At 43.9% G+C, this 15,652-nt stretch carries 14 protein-coding genes; 1 reads left to right on the top strand and 13 read right to left on the bottom strand.

Translation table 11 applies throughout. From position 1 onward, the window contains the following. The first annotated feature begins 12 nt into the window (after positions 1-12). On the top strand, positions 13-2,766 hold the full coding sequence (locus tag LWH95_RS09820; protein ID WP_060398890.1) for a transglycosylase domain-containing protein: 2,754 nt from the start codon (positions 13-15) through the stop codon (positions 2,764-2,766). 72 nt (positions 2,767-2,838) lie between these two features. Here LWH95_RS09820 and LWH95_RS09825 read toward each other — a convergent pair whose 3' ends face one another. The 13 genes from LWH95_RS09825 to LWH95_RS09885 all read right to left on the bottom strand — a co-directional run bounded on the left by LWH95_RS09825 (position 2,839) and on the right by LWH95_RS09885 (position 15,649). Next, positions 2,839-3,333 (bottom strand): YpoC family protein, encoded by a 495-nt coding sequence (locus LWH95_RS09825; RefSeq protein ID WP_148983086.1) that lies wholly within the window; start codon positions 3,331-3,333, stop codon positions 2,839-2,841. Beyond that, on the bottom strand, positions 3,330-3,989 hold the full coding sequence (gene nth, locus LWH95_RS09830) for an endonuclease III (protein WP_004398013.1): 660 nt from the start codon (positions 3,987-3,989) through the stop codon (positions 3,330-3,332). The genes LWH95_RS09825 and nth overlap by 4 nt, the downstream gene beginning before the upstream one ends. An 18-nt stretch (positions 3,990-4,007) precedes the next feature. Beyond that, entirely contained in the window at positions 4,008-4,706 is a 699-nt protein-coding gene (gene dnaD / locus LWH95_RS09835; RefSeq protein WP_004398016.1) for a DNA replication protein DnaD, read from the bottom strand. Between the two features lie 93 nt (positions 4,707-4,799). Then, complete coding sequence (gene asnS, locus LWH95_RS09840; RefSeq protein WP_029316846.1) at positions 4,800-6,092, bottom strand: asparagine--tRNA ligase; 1,293 nt, start codon at positions 6,090-6,092, stop codon at positions 4,800-4,802. A 141-nt stretch (positions 6,093-6,233) separates the two neighbouring features. After that, positions 6,234-7,415 carry an aspartate transaminase AspB gene (gene aspB / locus LWH95_RS09845; protein ID WP_148983085.1) on the bottom strand — a complete coding sequence of 394 codons (1,182 nt, stop codon included), beginning with the start codon at positions 7,413-7,415 and terminating at the stop codon, positions 6,234-6,236. A gap of 22 nt (positions 7,416-7,437) precedes the next feature. Next, a complete protein-coding gene (gene tseB, locus LWH95_RS09850; RefSeq protein ID WP_019258735.1) occupies positions 7,438-7,923 on the bottom strand; it encodes a cell wall elongation/penicillin-binding protein regulator TseB in 486 nt (161 codons plus the stop codon). 8 nt (positions 7,924-7,931) lie between these two features. After that, the gene (locus LWH95_RS09855; RefSeq protein ID WP_003225588.1) at positions 7,932-8,102 is read right to left on the bottom strand and encodes a YpmA family protein; all 171 of its coding nucleotides are present in this window, start codon (positions 8,100-8,102) and stop codon (positions 7,932-7,934) included. Between the two features lie 141 nt (positions 8,103-8,243). After that, entirely contained in the window at positions 8,244-11,039 is a 2,796-nt protein-coding gene (gene dinG / locus LWH95_RS09860) for an ATP-dependent DNA helicase DinG (protein WP_232919434.1), read from the bottom strand. 125 nt (positions 11,040-11,164) lie between these two features. Further along, positions 11,165-11,548 carry an aspartate 1-decarboxylase gene (gene panD, locus LWH95_RS09865; protein ID WP_019258737.1) on the bottom strand — a complete coding sequence of 128 codons (384 nt, stop codon included), beginning with the start codon at positions 11,546-11,548 and terminating at the stop codon, positions 11,165-11,167. Between the two features lies 1 nt (position 11,549). Then, the gene (gene panC / locus LWH95_RS09870) at positions 11,550-12,410 is read right to left on the bottom strand and encodes a pantoate--beta-alanine ligase (RefSeq protein WP_232919435.1); all 861 of its coding nucleotides are present in this window, start codon (positions 12,408-12,410) and stop codon (positions 11,550-11,552) included. A gap of 1 nt (position 12,411) precedes the next feature. Next, on the bottom strand, positions 12,412-13,245 hold the full coding sequence (panB, locus tag LWH95_RS09875; RefSeq protein WP_029316847.1) for a 3-methyl-2-oxobutanoate hydroxymethyltransferase: 834 nt from the start codon (positions 13,243-13,245) through the stop codon (positions 12,412-12,414). A 248-nt stretch (positions 13,246-13,493) separates the two neighbouring features. Continuing rightward, entirely contained in the window at positions 13,494-14,471 is a 978-nt protein-coding gene (locus tag LWH95_RS09880; protein ID WP_232919437.1) for a biotin--[acetyl-CoA-carboxylase] ligase, read from the bottom strand. Then, the gene (locus tag LWH95_RS09885) at positions 14,456-15,649 is read right to left on the bottom strand and encodes a CCA tRNA nucleotidyltransferase (protein WP_232919438.1); all 1,194 of its coding nucleotides are present in this window, start codon (positions 15,647-15,649) and stop codon (positions 14,456-14,458) included. The genes LWH95_RS09880 and LWH95_RS09885 overlap by 16 nt, the downstream gene beginning before the upstream one ends. Positions 15,650-15,652 lie beyond the last annotated feature (3 nt).

The raw sequence follows: 15,652 nt of genomic DNA on the forward strand, positions 1-15,652 counted from the left end.
GTTGAGATGTTTATGTCAGATCAATTTAACAGCCGTGAAGCTCGACGAAAAGCGAACAGCAAATCGAGTCCTTCACCGAAAAAAGGCAAGAAACGAAAAAAAGGCGGATTGTTTAAAAAGACTCTTTTCACTTTACTCATTCTGTTTGTTTTAGGCGTAGTCGGCGGTGCCGTTACATTTGCCGTCATGGTTTCAGATGCGCCTTCACTAGACGAAAGCAAATTGAAGACGCCTTATTCATCAACAATATACGATAAAAATGGAAAAGAAATCGCTGAAGTCGGTGCCGAAAAACGGACCTACGTCTCGATAGATGAAATTCCCGATGTTGTAAAAGAAGCCTTTATCGCGACAGAGGACGCGCGTTTTTATGAGCACCACGGGATTGATCCTGTCCGTATCGGAGGCGCCTTAGTTGCCAACTTTAAAGACGGCTTCGGAGCTGAAGGCGGAAGTACGATCACCCAGCAGGTCGTCAAGAACTCCCTTCTTTCACATCAGAAGACACTGAAACGGAAGGTGCAGGAAGTATGGCTTTCAATTCAGCTGGAGCGCAATTACTCTAAAGATGAAATTTTAGAAATGTATTTAAACCGGATTTATTTTTCTCCTAGAGCATACGGAATCGGAAAAGCGGCGGAAGAATTTTTCGGCGTCACAGATTTAAGCAAATTGACTGTAGAACAAGCTGCGACACTTGCGGGTATGCCGCAAAGCCCGACAGCGTACAATCCCGTTAAAAACCCGGATAAAGCGGAAAAAAGACGGAACATCGTACTCAGTCTGATGAAAAAGCAAGGATTTATTTCTGATTCTCAATATAACAAAGCGAAAAATGTGGCGATGAAAGACGAAGGCGTTGTGTCACAGAAGGAATATGAAAAAGCAAGTTCAAACAAATACAGCGCGTTTGTTGAAGAAGTCATGAAAGAAATTGATGAAAAATCTGATGTCGATCCATCTGCTGACGGATTAAAGATTTATACGACATTAGATACAAAAGCACAAGACAAACTAGATGAATTAATGGACGGAGACACTGCCGGATTTACTGAAGGCATGCAGGGCGGCGTGACGCTTCTCGATACAAAAACCGGAGAAGTCCGTGCGATTGGTGCCGGAAGAGATTCTACGGTTGGCGGCTTCAACTATGCTACTCAAGGAAAAACTCAGCCTGGTTCTACTATTAAACCAATTTTAGACTATGGGCCAGTTATTGAAAACAAAAAATGGTCTACTTACGAGCAAATAGACGACTCGGCTTACACGTATTCAGATGGAACACCTATCCGTGACTTTGACCGCTCGTATAAAGGACTCATGTCTATGCGTGAAGCACTTGCCCAATCTCGTAACATTCCGGCTTTAAAAGCATTCCAAGCAGTTGGAAAAGATGCGGCAGTTGATTTTGCTAATGGATTGGGGCTCGGATTAAATAAAGAAAAAGTGTATGAATCGTATTCTATCGGAGGATTCGGCGACGACAACCCAGGTGTCTCTTCGCTGACTATGGCAGGAGCATACAGTGCATTCGGAAATAACGGAACTTATAATGAACCGCATTTTGTGAAGTCAATTGAATTCAACGATGGAACAAAGCTTGATTTAACACCTAAGTCAAAGTCAGCGATGAGTGACTATACAGCCTTTATGATTACAGATATGCTGAAAACAGCTGTTAAGACCGGTACTGGACAGCTTGCTCAAGTACCGGGAGTGGAAGTCGCAGGTAAAACAGGTACAACAAACTTTGATGAAGCGACTATACAAAAATACAATATCGCATCAGGCGGTGTACCAGATTCATGGTTTGTAGGATATACACCTCAATATACCGCTGCTGTATGGACAGGTGTAGATTCTCAAAATAAGATAGGAAAAAAATCTTTAAATCATACAGAACAGCAAGTTGCAAAACGTCTATTCGCCCAACTCATCGCCGATGTCGATGACGGAAGCGGATCATTCGAGAAGCCTGACAGCGTAGTGGAAGCCACTGTAGAAAAAGGCTCTAACCCTGCAAAACTGGCAGGACCTAATACGCCAAGCGATAAAAAGCTCACAGAGTACTTTGTAAAAGGCACAGCTCCTTCTACTGTTTCTAAAACATATGAGAAAGAAGAAAAAGAAGAAACAGAAAAACTGTCTGGTTTAAGTGTGAAATATGATAAAGACAATCAATCATTGACATTAAGCTGGAATTACGACGGAGATGCGACCTTTGCTGTTAAGCAATCTGTTGATGGCGGCAGCTACTCAGAAATTCAAAACAGCTCTGCAAAAGAGGCAGTCATTTCAGGCGTGCAGCCAGGATCTGTATACAAATTCGAAGTGACAGCCGTCAGTGATGATGGCAAAAGTACAGCTTCCACATCCTATGAAGTGCCGAAAGCTGAAGACGACGAAGATAAAGAAGATCAGCAACAAACGGATGATGAAAATCAAGATGATGAGAAGACTCAGGATGACACACAAACTGACGATTCTCAAACAGATGACAGCCAGACGGATCAAGATCAGACAGATGATTCAACAAACGATCAAGACAAAAAACAAGACAACACGAACACCAATCCGTCCGACAACAGTAACCAAGACCAATCTAACGATAACAGCAACAACAATAGCAACAATCAGGATACGTCGGATGATAATTCGAACCCAGATACAAATGATTCATCAGGGTCTGATCCAAATAAAAACAAAACAGACACTACCGACAAAACACAAACGAACTCATCATCAACAACTGAAAAAACAAATTAAACAAAAAGCCATCACCTTTAGGGTGATGGCTTTTTTCTTTTAGAAAAAACCTCCCCTTTTAAGGGGAGGTTTTTATCGATTCATCGCATGATATTTATAAAAATGCTTCTTCATTTCAGTAAACAGCTCATCAAGCTGAATAAAGCAATGGTATTGAGTCGGCTTTAGGAGAATAAACTCCACCCGTTCAGCCCAATTGATCGGCTTTACGGGAAATGATTTCTTCGTCAGTTCTAACCAATCGAGCGACTTCACCCGCTCGCCTGCTGTCCAGTGAAACGAAGCCAGCAAACACACAATGCCCTTTAGCATTTCGTTTTGGTCACATCTCGATTTTCGTGTTTGAAAGACTGGGAGAAGTGATGCTTTGATGTCATCCCACACTTCAAATAAATGCGGAACGTACTTGCCGCTGTCCTCCCATGGCAAAACGCCTTTAAATTCCGTGCAGAAATCAATATACACGGGGTTGATTCGCAAGGCTTCTTTCATATCCGAGGAGCTCATCTGGCCAAGACTGCGCAAGTATTGCTCATAGGAAGCCAACACTTCTTTTGCTTGCGTCATCGTTTCACCAGTCCTTTTTTATCTCTCTTCTTCCCCTCTCTGCACAGAGAAAGCAGCGGACATTCCGCACAGCGCGGAGACTGCGCCTTACAATGATATCTGCCGAAGAAAATAAGCCGGTGATGCGTAACGGACCAGTCTTCTTTTGGCACCTTGCGCATCAGCGTCTTTTCAACTTCCAGCACCGAGTCCTTCCACCGGCAGATTCCCAAACGCTTGCTGACTCTCTCCACATGGGTATCCACGGCGATGGCCGGCACGCCAAAGGCAACGGATACCACGACGTTGGCGGTCTTTCTTCCGACACCTGGCAGTTTGACAAGCTCATCACGGTCTCTCGGCACTTCTCCGCCGTAATCTTCAATAATCATTTTGCTCAGTTTTTGAATATTTTTCGCTTTATTACGGTACAAACCGATTGATTTAATATCCTGCTGAAGCTCTTCCAGTGAAACAGCCAAATAGTCTTCCGGCCGTTTATATTTTTGAAATAATGTTTTGGTCACTCTGTTTACAAGTGCATCTGTACATTGCGCAGATAAAGCGACTGCCACCACTAATTCAAAAGGATTGGAATGAACCAGTTCACACTCCGCGTGGGGAAACATGTCGCCTATTTTGTCTAAACAGAATTCAATTTGTTTTAGATTTAACACGATTGTCACCTTTTCACTTTATTGTTCAAGCCAATTGTAAAAAGGAACCTGCCTTTTATACTCTTTTTGCGGTTCATTCTGCTTTGCTTGTACCCGCCGGAATTTTTGGCTGTGGATTTTTGCCTGCTCCACAGTTTTCAGCCCGTTTTTCTTCCACTCAAACAAAATCCGGTCAATGTAGCGGAAACTGAGTTTTCCTGATAGTACAGCCTCTTTTAACGCGTGTTTAATCAGCTGTGCGTCATGCTGGTCCTGGTCCTGCCAGATAGCCAGTGTTTCACACTCTAAAGGTGATAGTGGTCTGGCGAACTCTTCCTCAAAAATGGTATAAAGGCTTTTTTGTTCCCCTTCTGCTTTTCTTTCCTGTGTTTGATTCTGTGCAAGCTGTATAAACTCGTACAGCTTCCCCCATAAAGGCTGAAGCGAATACTTCTCAAATTTGATGCCGTTTTGGTCTTCGCATTCTTCAATGAACAGAAAACCTTTTTGAATAAACATCCGTAATCTGTTTGTGCATTCCTCAACAGAAATTGACATACCTTCCTGCAGCTGATTCGGTGTAGGAAAATAAGATCCTTTTTCTAAATGCATTTTAATTTTTAGCAGCAGAATAAGTTCTGTTTCATTAAGCCCGAGCTGTTTATAATGCGTGAGCAGAAGATTGGGAATTGTTGACGTCCCCTGTTCCTGCATATCAATAAATTGATGTTTTTTCATCGTTACACCTCTTACTGTAAAGGATCGCGATATCCCCTTTACTGTAAAAAGTCTCCCTTGCAGGAGACTCTTTTTTTGTTTCATTTGAATGTATTACGGATACAGACGGTTTAATAGTCTTGGGAACGGAATGGTTTCACGAACGTGAGGCGCTCCGCTGATCCAAGCTACTGTCCGCTCTAATCCAAGGCCGAAGCCGGAATGAGGAACTGATCCATATTTTCTAAGTTCAGCATACCATTTATACGCGTCAGAATCCAGTCCATGTTCTTTAAGACGCGCTTCCAAAAGTTCCATATCGTGAATCCGTTCAGATCCGCCGATAATTTCACCATAGCCTTCCGGCGCAATCAGGTCAGCACAAAGCACGACATCCTCGCGGTCAGAAGCCGGCTGCATATAAAACGGTTTTAAGGAAGTCGGGTAGCGAGTGATGAAAACCGGTTTGTCATAGTGTTCGGCAATCGCTGTTTCATGAGGCGCTCCGAAGTCGTCTCCCCACTCGATATCGTCAAAGCCTTTTTCTTTCAGAAAATCAATCGCTTCATCATACGTAATTCTTGGGAACGGAGCTTTAATTTGCTCAAGTTTTGATGTGTCTCTTCCTAATGTGTTTAATTCAATTTTGCAATTCTTAAGAACAGATTGCACAATGAAAGAAACGTAATTTTCCTGTACTTGAAGGTTTTCTTCAAATTCTACAAACGCCATTTCCGGTTCGATCATCCAGAATTCGATCAAGTGGCGCTTTGTTTTAGACTTTTCCGCTCTGAAAGTCGGCCCGAAGGAGAATACTTTTCCTAAAGCCATTGCCGCTGCTTCCATGTAGAGCTGACCGCTTTGAGACAGGTAAGCATCTTCATCAAAATATTTTGTCGCAAAGAGCTCTGTTGTTCCTTCAGGTGCGCTTCCAGTCAGAATCGGCGGATCCACTTTTACGAAGCCTTCGTTATTAAAGAATTCGTAAGTCGCGCGAATGATTTCATTACGGATTTTCATGATCGCATGCTGGCGTTTTGAACGCAGCCATAAATGTCTGTGATCCATCAAAAATTCCGTACCGTGTTCTTTTGGCGTAATTGGATAATCAGTAGCTTCGTGAATGACTTCAATACCTGTCACAGCTAGTTCATAACCAAGCGGAGAACGCTCGTCCTCTTTGACAATCCCTTTTATATAGAGTGACGTTTCCTGCGTCACTGATTTAGCTGTTTGGAAAATGCTTTCTTCCACTTCCGCTTTTACTACGACACCTTGAATAAAGCCAGTACCGTCCCGCAGCTGTAAAAATGCGATTTTCCCGCTTGAACGCTTATTAGCGACCCAAGCTCCGATCGTTACTTCCTCACCTACGTGCTTGTACACCTGGTTGATTGTTGTTTTCAACATATTTCCCTCCAAAACAAGAAAGACATTCGGAAGCTCATTGCCCCGAACTCTATTATCATCACTTTATTATACCCGCTCTTAACTAACCGGGTCAATGCAGATAAAAAGCGGCTTTTCTGTCAGCCGCTTTTTGATCTGTTAGCTATGTTTTTCTACAAATCGTTTGATTCTTTCAACTGCTTTTTCAAGAAGTTCTAACGATGTTGCGTAAGAAAGACGGACATTATCAGGAGAGCCGAATCCGGATCCAGGAACAATCGCAACTTTTTCCTCCTCAAGAAGCGCTTTAACAAACTCATCTACATCTTTGAAACCGCAAGATTGAGCTGCTTCTTTTGCATTCGGGAACAAGTAAAAAGCGCCTTCCGGCTTCACACAGCTGAACCCAGGGATTTCTATGATCTTTGTATAGATTGTGTTTAATCTATGTTCAAATGCTTCTCTCATTTCTTCCAGCGGCTCAGAAGGCCCGTTATAGGCAGCAATTGCTCCGTACTGGGCGATTGATGTCGGGTTTGACGTGCTATGGCTTGCTAGGTTAGTCATTGCTTTAATAATGTCTTCAGACCCAGCCGCATAACCGATTCTCCAGCCCGTCATACTGTGTGACTTCGACACGCCGTTAATAATAACCGTTTGCTCTTTCAGTCTGTCAGACAGCTGTGCTATGGAAACGTGTTTCTTTCCGCCGTATGTAAGTTTTTCATAAATTTCGTCAGACACAATCAGGATGTCATGTTCAAGGCACACTTCACCAAGCGCAGACAGCTCTTCTTCCGTATACATGACACCAGTCGGGTTGCTTGGAGAGTTAATGACGATCGCTTTTGTTTTTTCTGTAATCGCATTTTTCAGCTGTTCAGGAGAAATTTTGAAATGATTTTCCTCAAGCCCTTCTACATAAACAGGATTTCCGCCAGCGAGTTTCACCTGCTCCGGATAGCTTACCCAGTAAGGCGTTGGAATAATGACTTCATCTCCTTCATCCAAAATCACTTGGAAAAGGGTGTACAGAGCATGTTTGGCACCAGTGCAGACAATAATTTGAGACGGTTTGTATTCAATATTCTGGTCACGTTTAAATTTCTCTGCAATGCTGTTTTTTAGTTCAGCCAGACCACCTGATGGCGTGTACTTCGTATGACCTTCGTTCATTGAACGCACAGCCGCATCAATAATGTGCTGCGGTGTATTGAAGTCTGGTTCGCCGGCCCCTAGGCCGATGACATCATGGCCTGCCGCTTTCAGTTCTTTCGCTTTTGCTGTGATTGCCAGTGTGGTAGATGGTGTTAATGCGGATACTCTTTTTGCCAGTTTCAACTTGAACTCCCCCTAATTCGTCTTAAGGCGTGATATTTTTGAGAATCTTTCCAGTTGTAAAGTCCACATAACTTAAACTGTATTGACCTTCTTTGTCTAAGTACGTTACTTCCCAAAGCAGGACATTTCCTTCTCTTGCCAGGTGAACCTCTTTTTGCTTTGAAACCAGCCCTTCATCCTGTATGATTTTCGCCGCTTTGTCTTCCGAGATTCCCTCTTTTGCTTCTTTTGAGAGAATTTTTGCTTTTTTATCAGCAGGAACCCAGACATATAATTTGCTGCCTTTTTTGTCCGTTCCCTTTACGACATAATATTTTTCTTTTCCGACAAATGTTTCGACTTGATCAACGCTGGTGAGATCGGTTTCTTTTTTAGCTTCAGCAGCTGCTGCTTCGTGCCCCTCTTCCTTTTGTGCCATGGCCGATTTATAAATGCTTGCCGAGACAAGAAGTACTGCTAAAAAAATAATACCAAAAATGACGGTAAATATTAATGCTTTTTTTCTCATCTTCTCACCTACGTACGATAAATGGTAAAAACGGCTTGGTTTTTGTTTTCTTCATCCAGCGCAAGGCCGAACATCAGATTGTCTCTTTTCAGTGTCCGATTCAGTGTGTCTACAATTTTATACAGGTCATCAGAATGCTCTACATTAATTGTTGAAAGAATTTCGATTTTGCTTTCCATTATTTCATCCTCCAGTTTGAACAAATATTGTTAGTCATACTCCATTTCAGGACACGCCATACTAGTATCACAGAGCGGCAAAACCGCTTTTAAATAAAACACCATCCTACTCCCACACCGGAAAGCCGCTTTATGCGGCTTTTATTCATTTTTCCCTGCAACATAAGCCTCAAGCTCGCTGTCTGTCATTTCAGATACGGAGGTTGTCGGCAGGGCATCAAGAAACAGCCGGCCGTAACCAGCCGTTTTAATCCGTCTGTCCAATATGACAATCGTCCCTTTGTCCCCCGCTGTCCGCAGCAAACGGCCGATTCCTTGCCTAAAGGTCAACACAGCTTCCGGAAGTGATACTGTTTGAAACGGATTCAGCCCTTTTTTGCGGGCAAGCTCACATTTCGCAGCATGAAGCGGATGATCAGGGGACCGGAATGGAAGCCTCACGATCATTACTGTTGTCAGCTCATCACCAGGGAAATCAACGCCTTCCCAAAAGTGATTTGTGCCAAGCAGGATCGCCTGACTGGATGTTTTAAAAGTTTTCATCAGCTTGCCGGGACTTCCGCCTGTAATTCCTTGTGCCAAGAGCTGAATTCCGGAAGCACTTATCGCTTGCTTAAGCACCTGATGAACCTTTTTCAGCATATCATGGGATGTAAACAGCACAAGGATTTTGGGCTGTTTTTCCTTTGCCATTAATTCGATATAACGGGCCGTATCCTGTATAAATTCAGTTTGCCCCGTATCTTGAATTGATTTCATTTCTTTTGGAATCATCACACGCATACGCTCATCGTAAGAAAAAGGCGACTCAATTCTCATGGTCCGCGGGAAAAAGTCACCCAGTCCCAGTCGTTCAATCATAAATTGAAAAGAACCTTCGACAGTAAGAGTTGCAGATGTTAGCACCACACTATTTTTGCGCGCGAAAAACTGATCAGCCAGAAGTTCACCAGGTTCAAGCGGCTGTGCGTAAATGGCCACCGCATTTTTTGCTCCCTTTGCGTCTATTTCAATCCAAACCGCTTCATTGTCATCAGACTCAAAGAACAGCTTCTGCAACGTTTGACAGTAACGCTGCAAACCTTTCATGCTTCTTTGATATTCATCGGCTAAAAAGACGGTTTTGTTCTTCATACTAGTGAGGTGTTTTTCCATCAGGGCAGACTGTGCCTCAAAAAGCTGCTGCAAATGTGTCAGCATGGAACAAAGCCTCTCCGCTCCATCCGTTAAAATCGGCCAGCTTTTATCTTGGCTTTCTTTGTTCACCTTAAAGACTAGACGGTTTAAGTCTTCTTTAGGTTTTCTTCGTTTGACAAAAGAATGCACCGAGCTGAAGAAAGCATCACTTTCTGCTTGAATGTGCTGAATCCACTCTTCCAATTCGAAAAATGAATCAACCGGCAGGCTGTTTCGCTGAAATAGCTGTCTCATCTTTTTTAGAAGTCCCTGCTCCTTCAGAGTGCCGATTCTGCTCAATTTAGAATGCAATTCTATGTACGTGGCTCTTTTCCCTAAATGTTCGCTTGCAGCCCGTTCAAAATGATGTGCTTCATCGATAATAAATGTACCGCTTTCCGGTAGCCTTTTTTTCTGGCTGCCTTCATCGGTCAGCAAAAGAGAGTGGTTGGTGATCACCAAATCGGAACGCATGGCAATCTGTTTGGCCCGCTCATAAAAGCCGGTTACACTCTCATTGCGACTTCTTTTGTAGGAGTCATCGTCATAAGCCAATCTGTCCCACAGCAATTTTCCGCCTGAAGGCAAATTTAGTTCCGCTACATCTCCTGTGTTTGTCTCTGTCAGCCAAACGAGGAGCTGTGCCTTTGTCAATACGGCATCATAATTATCATCGTCTTCATGAAGGACCTGCTCGAATTTATACAGGCATAAATAATGCGATTGCCCTTTTAAAATTGCCGCTGTTACCGGAAATGGAAACAGGTCTTGGACAATCGGCAAATCCTTGGTCAAAATCTGCTGCTGCAAAAGAGTTGAATACGTGCTGATAATAACCGGCTTTTTTGATTTTTTGGCAAAAAGCGCAGCCGGAATAAGGTAGCCAATCGTTTTTCCAATTCCCGGAGGAGCTTCAATCAGCGCATGCTCACGATTAGCAAACGCTTCAGCCACCTCTTTCATCATCATCATTTGGCCGTCTCTTTTTTCATACCCAGGCATTAACTCAGACAGCGCTTTTTCATTTCCCGCTTCCCAATTTTCGATCTCAAATGAGAAGTTCCCGTCTTCATTGACACGTCCATCGATAGATTCAGGTTCTCTGACAGAAAAGGAAGAAAAGCGCGCATAGCCCGTTATTTCGGTATGTCTGTTTTCATAAATGAACATATCCAACAAATGCGTCAGATCACTGATAAAATGCTGCGAAAGCCTTCTTAACTGTTTTAATGTCGGATAAGGAAGCTGCCGCAGCTTTTCAAGGATTTCCAAAAAAATAAGCCCTGTGACTTCAGCGTCGCTGTCAGCCCGATGCGGCTGATCGTGCCGCAGCTGAAGCTCCTCGCTTAATTCGGTCAGCTTATATCCCTCAAACCCTGGAAAAACAATCCGGGAGAGCTCGACAGTATCCAGCACTTCACAATCCGGAAGCTGAAAGCCCGCCTTATGTAACTCATACTTGACAAATCCAAGGTCGAAATGGATATTGTGGGCGACAAAATAAGCGCCATCAAGCAAATGGAACACTTCTTCAGCCACAGCTTCAAACGGCTGTTCATGCTCTACCATTTGATTGGAGATTCCAGTAAGCTGCTCAATAAAAGCAGGAATGGATTTATTTGGATTAATGTATTTTGAAAACCGCTCAGTAATTTGTCCATTTTCGATTACAACCGCTGCGATTTGTATGATTTTATCGCCTTTCTTCGGCGAATTCCCTGTTGTTTCTACATCTATAACAACGAACCGTTGCTTATTCATTAAAATGGACACCTCAATTCTTGCATACGACAAAAGTGTAACACGTTTTGTGCGGAAATGGAGCGGCAAAACCGTTTTACTCTCAAAATCTTAAAAGAAAACCCCCGATAAAGGGGGCTTTTCTTCTACAAAATTGTGTGGGCTGGTTCATTCCCCAGCATTTGTTCAATTTTGTTTTGATCATTCAGAACAGCCACTTTCGGCTGGTGGCTTGCCGCTTCTTGATCAGACATCATTTTGTAGGAAATAATAATGACCTTATCGCCTTCCTGCACAAGACGTGCGGCTGCACCGTTTAAGCAGATGACGCCGCTTCCGCGTTTACCAGGGATAATATACGTTTCCAGACGTGCTCCATTATTATTATTTACAATTTGCACTTTTTCATTAGGAAGCATTCCCACTGCATCAATGAGGTCTTCATCAATTGTAATGCTTCCCACATAGTTTAGGTTTGCTTCCGTAACGGTTGCCCTGTGAAGCTTTCCGCTCATCATCGTGCGATACATATTATATTCTCTCCATTTCTCGAATATCAATAATGATATTATCTATTAAACGCGCTTTTGAAAAAGCAACTGCAACAGCCAGAATCATCTTTCCTTCTATGTTGTTCACAGGCTCGAGTTCCGGATAGGAATAAAGCTCTACATAGTCAATGGTGCCGCTTGTCGTTTCAATGATTTCTTTCGCAGCTTTTATCACCGCTTCAGGATTTCTTTCACCTGCTCTGATCAGCTCCGCACTTGTTTGAAGTGCCTGATAGAGCTTAGGCGCTTCTTTTCTTTCCTCAGCTGTTAAGTATACATTGCGGGAGCTTTTGGCTAAGCCGTCTTCCTCTCTGACCGTATCGACAGCAACCAATTCAATATTCATGAAGAAATCGCTGATTAAGCCATCAACAACAGCCACCTGCTGTGCATCCTTTAAACCGAAATAGGCGCGGGTCGGCTGCACAAGGTTGAACAGCTTCGTAAGTACGATTGCAACCCCGTCAAAATGGCCTTCTCTTGAGCGACCGCATAAAACGTCTGTGCGTCTTTCAACTTGAATTGTGACATTCTTTTCACCAGGATACATGTCATGAGTATCAGGCGTAAAAAGAATATCGACTCCGGCGTTTTCTGCAAGGGCCACATCCCGCTCAATATTGCGCGGATATGCTTCAAAATCTTCATTAGGACCGAATTGCGCAGGATTCACAAAGATACTCATAACGACGGCGTCATTTTCTTGTCTTGCTTTGTCTGCCAAGGTTAAATGCCCCTCATGCAAAAACCCCATCGTCGGAACAAATCCGACTGACTTCCCCTCTGATTGATATTGTCTTATGGCTTCTTTCAGCTGTGAAATATCTGTAATCTGTCTCATCTTATTTTCCTCCATACAAGCCGTCAAGCACTGTCTGGTTCATTTGAAAGGAATGCTTTTGTTCAGGGAAAGCACGATGTCTTACATCATGGACATATCCGCTGATTGCTGTTTCGATTGTTTCGTCAATTCGCGTATATTGTTTTACAAATTTAGGTGTTCTCTCAACACCGTGGCCGATAATATCATGATAAACGAGAACTTGTCCGTCCGCTTTCACACCAGCCCCGATTCCGATGACCGGTATGCTTAGCATTTCGGCAATTTTGGCTGTGAGTTCTGCAGGAACACATTCCAGCACAAGCATCATAGCCCCTGCTTCTTCGCATTTTATACTGTCTTCTATTAATTTTTTAGCGCTTTGTTCGTCTTTGCCCTGTACTTTATATCCGCCCAATACACCGACTGACTGCGGTGTCAGGCCTAAGTGACTGACTACCGGAATGCCTCCGAGCGTCAATGCGCGAATGGATTCAAACACGCCTTCTCCGCCCTCAAGCTTCAGCGCGTCAGCTCCGCTTTCCTGAACGATCGCCGCCGCATTTTTCAGCGTATCTTCCTTAGACAGGTGATAAGACATAAACGGCATATCCGTTACGATAAATGTATTCGGCGCGCCCCTTTTAACCGCTTTTGTATGATGGATCATGTCCGCAACTGTCACACCGACAGTTGAATCAAGGCCGAGGACGACCATTCCGAGTGAATCACCGACTAAAATCATGTCGACTCCCGCTTGTTCAGCCAGCTTAGCCGCTGGATAATCATAAGCGGTCATCATCACAATCGGTTCTTCAGACTCCTTCATTTTTAGAAAATCCAATTTTGTTTTCATCATGTTTTCTCCTCCTCATGTTTAGAGGAGATGAGCTGCCGTTTTCTTCTACAAGCCAAAAAACCTTCCGTTACAACGAGAAGGATTCTTCACTTTCTAAAGTTCGGCGAGTTTCATCCCTCTGTCCCAGTCCTTTTTTGGATCAAGGCAGACTGCTGCAATGTCTATCTATTTTTATAATAGGTGCAGTTCGCAGGCGATACTGCCCAATGGAAGTATACCAAAATCAACGGGCTTGTACCAACACATTAACCCAATTCAATATCGGCAGAATAGATTTTTTTAATGCCTTCGTTCGTTTCTAGCAAAAGAACGCCTTCATCATCTATACCTAGCGCCTTCCCGTAAAATGTTCCGTTTAACGTTCTGGCCCTCATATTAGCGCCGATTCCCAGCGCATAGCTTTCCCATAAAAGCTTAATCGGTGTAAAACCGTGATTCATATAATCCCGGTACCGTTTTTCAAAGCAAAGTAAAATATGCTGGATGACGCCGGCCCGGTCAATTTTTTCTCCGGCAGCTTGGCTGAGGCTTGTCGCGATGTCCTTCAGTTCATCTGGAAAATCGTCCGGCTGCTGGTTAACATTAATGCCCATCCCGATGATGACTGAACGTACGCGGTCTTCCTCGGCCTGCATTTCTGTTAAGATGCCGACTGTTTTTTTTCCGTTAATCAAAATATCATTAGGCCATTTAATGTCCGTCTGGATGCCTGCTGCCTCTTCTATTCCCTGCACAACAGCTATTGCAGCAAGCAGTGTAAGCTGCGGTGTTTTTTGGAGCGGAATGTCTGGCCGCAAAATCAGGCTCATCCAAATGCCGTTTCCCTCTTGAGAATGCCACACCCTAGACATTCGACCCCTTCCGGCTGTTTGTTTGTCAGCCACCACGAGGGTGCCTTCCGGTGCGTTATCATTCGCAAGCTCATGCGCCGTTTTTTGCGTGCTCGAAAGAACGTCATGATAAATAAGATGCTGGCCCATCACATCCGTTTTCAGTCCGAAGCGAATTTCGCTTTCACTGAGTTTCCCGGGCTTTTTGATGAGCCGATATCCTTTTCTTCTGACGGCTTCTACTTCATAGCCCTCTTTCCGAAGCTCTTCAATATGCTTCCACACAGCAGTTCTGGAACAGCCGAGGGCATCACTGATTTTTTGGCCGGAAATAAATTCATTTCCGGCCTGAGAAAATAATTCAATAAGATCTTTTCTTAATGTTGACCGCATGTCTTCAGCCACTCCTCTATGTGGTTCTTTTGATTGGAGAGCTTTCCCGTCACAACTGCCTGCTCGATCTGCTGTAATTCTTCCGACACCCATTTTCCAGCAGGCCGGTTTCGAAGCGCAAGCAAATCCTTACCCGTGAAATCAAGATCCTTGAGGCTTTTGATCGGCAGGCTTTGATAAGCGTTTTGAATGTCTTTCAGTTTTTCTTCATCCAGTTTTTCATTTTCCCGAAGCTGCGCTATTTTGGCTGCTGAAAGCAGTGCCTTTTCCCCAGCCTTGTACATTGACATATCGTCAAGGCTCTGGCCAAACGTATGGGCAATGTGAATGGCTTCCTTCATCACCTTTCCCGGGAGCTTCCAGGCTTTCAGGAAAAGCGGCGCATCTTTCAAGTCTATGTCAAGGTCAATTAAAAGCGCAGCCCAAAGCTCCTCACGGGATGTTAAAAAGAAAAATGGAAAGTTACTCGCCGCAATCAGGTTCTCTCGTTTATGGTAAAAACCAGGAAGTTCCTCATACAGCCCCGTTTGAATGAGCGTTTGAAGCGCTTGGCGGGACGCTCTTCCCTGCAGCAGCTTTTCGAACTCTATAGTTTTTCGCTCTACTGAAACATGGGATAGGAGTGTTTTTTCCTTCGTGATCGCTTCTTCTGTTTCAAGTGAAAGCGTAAAGCCAAGCTGACTCATAAAGCGTACGGCTCTCAGCATGCGAAGCGCATCCTCTTGAAATCTGTCCTCAGGCTTTCCGACGGTTCGAATCAGCCTCTGATCAATATCTTTCTTACCGCCAAAATAATCAAGCACCTGCCCGTCAGCTGTCATGGCCATCGCATTAATCGTCAAATCTCTGCGTTTTAAATCCTCTTCTAAAGATGTGATAAATTGCACATCTGATGGCCTTCTATAATCTTCATACTCTGATTCAGTCCGGAATGTAGTGACTTCATAGGTTTCATCTTCCCAGAGCACAATAATGGTCCCGTGCTCTTTTCCTACATCAACTGTTCGCTGAAACAGCCGTTCTACTTGATCAGGAGCCGCATCAGTCGCGATATCGACATCTCCGATCGTTCGTTTCATATAGCTGTCACGAACTGCGCCTCCGACAAAATAAGCCTGGTGGCCCGCTTCGATTAAGGTGCGGAGCACGGGAAGCGCTTTGATAAAAACTTGTTCCATGTG

Source organism: Bacillus sp. G16, assembly GCF_021282335.1.
GTDB lineage: Bacteria > Bacillota > Bacilli > Bacillales > Bacillaceae > Bacillus > Bacillus inaquosorum.

Excerpts from the sequence above, each read along its gene's own strand:
- tseB (WP_019258735.1), bottom strand. The coding sequence starts at position 7,923 with ATGAGAAAAAAAGCATTAATATTTACCGTCATTTTTGGTATTATTTTT.
- LWH95_RS09825 (WP_148983086.1), bottom strand. The coding sequence starts at position 3,333 with ATGACGCAAGCAAAAGAAGTGTTGGCTTCCTATGAGCAATACTTGCGC.
- LWH95_RS09820 (WP_060398890.1), top strand. The coding sequence starts at position 13 with ATGTCAGATCAATTTAACAGCCGTGAAGCTCGACGAAAAGCGAACAGC.
- panC (WP_232919435.1), bottom strand. The coding sequence starts at position 12,410 with ATGAGACAGATTACAGATATTTCACAGCTGAAAGAAGCCATAAGACAA.
- panB (WP_029316847.1), bottom strand. The coding sequence starts at position 13,245 with ATGAAAACAAAATTGGATTTTCTAAAAATGAAGGAGTCTGAAGAACCG.
- LWH95_RS09880 (WP_232919437.1), bottom strand. The coding sequence starts at position 14,471 with ATGCGGTCAACATTAAGAAAAGATCTTATTGAATTATTTTCTCAGGCC.
- panD (WP_019258737.1), bottom strand. The coding sequence starts at position 11,548 with ATGTATCGCACGATGATGAGCGGAAAGCTTCACAGGGCAACCGTTACG.
- LWH95_RS09855 (WP_003225588.1), bottom strand. The coding sequence starts at position 8,102 with ATGGAAAGCAAAATCGAAATTCTTTCAACAATTAATGTAGAGCATTCT.
- dinG (WP_232919434.1), bottom strand. The coding sequence starts at position 11,039 with ATGAATAAGCAACGGTTCGTTGTTATAGATGTAGAAACAACAGGGAAT.
- LWH95_RS09885 (WP_232919438.1), bottom strand. The coding sequence starts at position 15,649 with ATGGAACAAGTTTTTATCAAAGCGCTTCCCGTGCTCCGCACCTTAATC.
- dnaD (WP_004398016.1), bottom strand. The coding sequence starts at position 4,706 with ATGAAAAAACATCAATTTATTGATATGCAGGAACAGGGGACGTCAACA.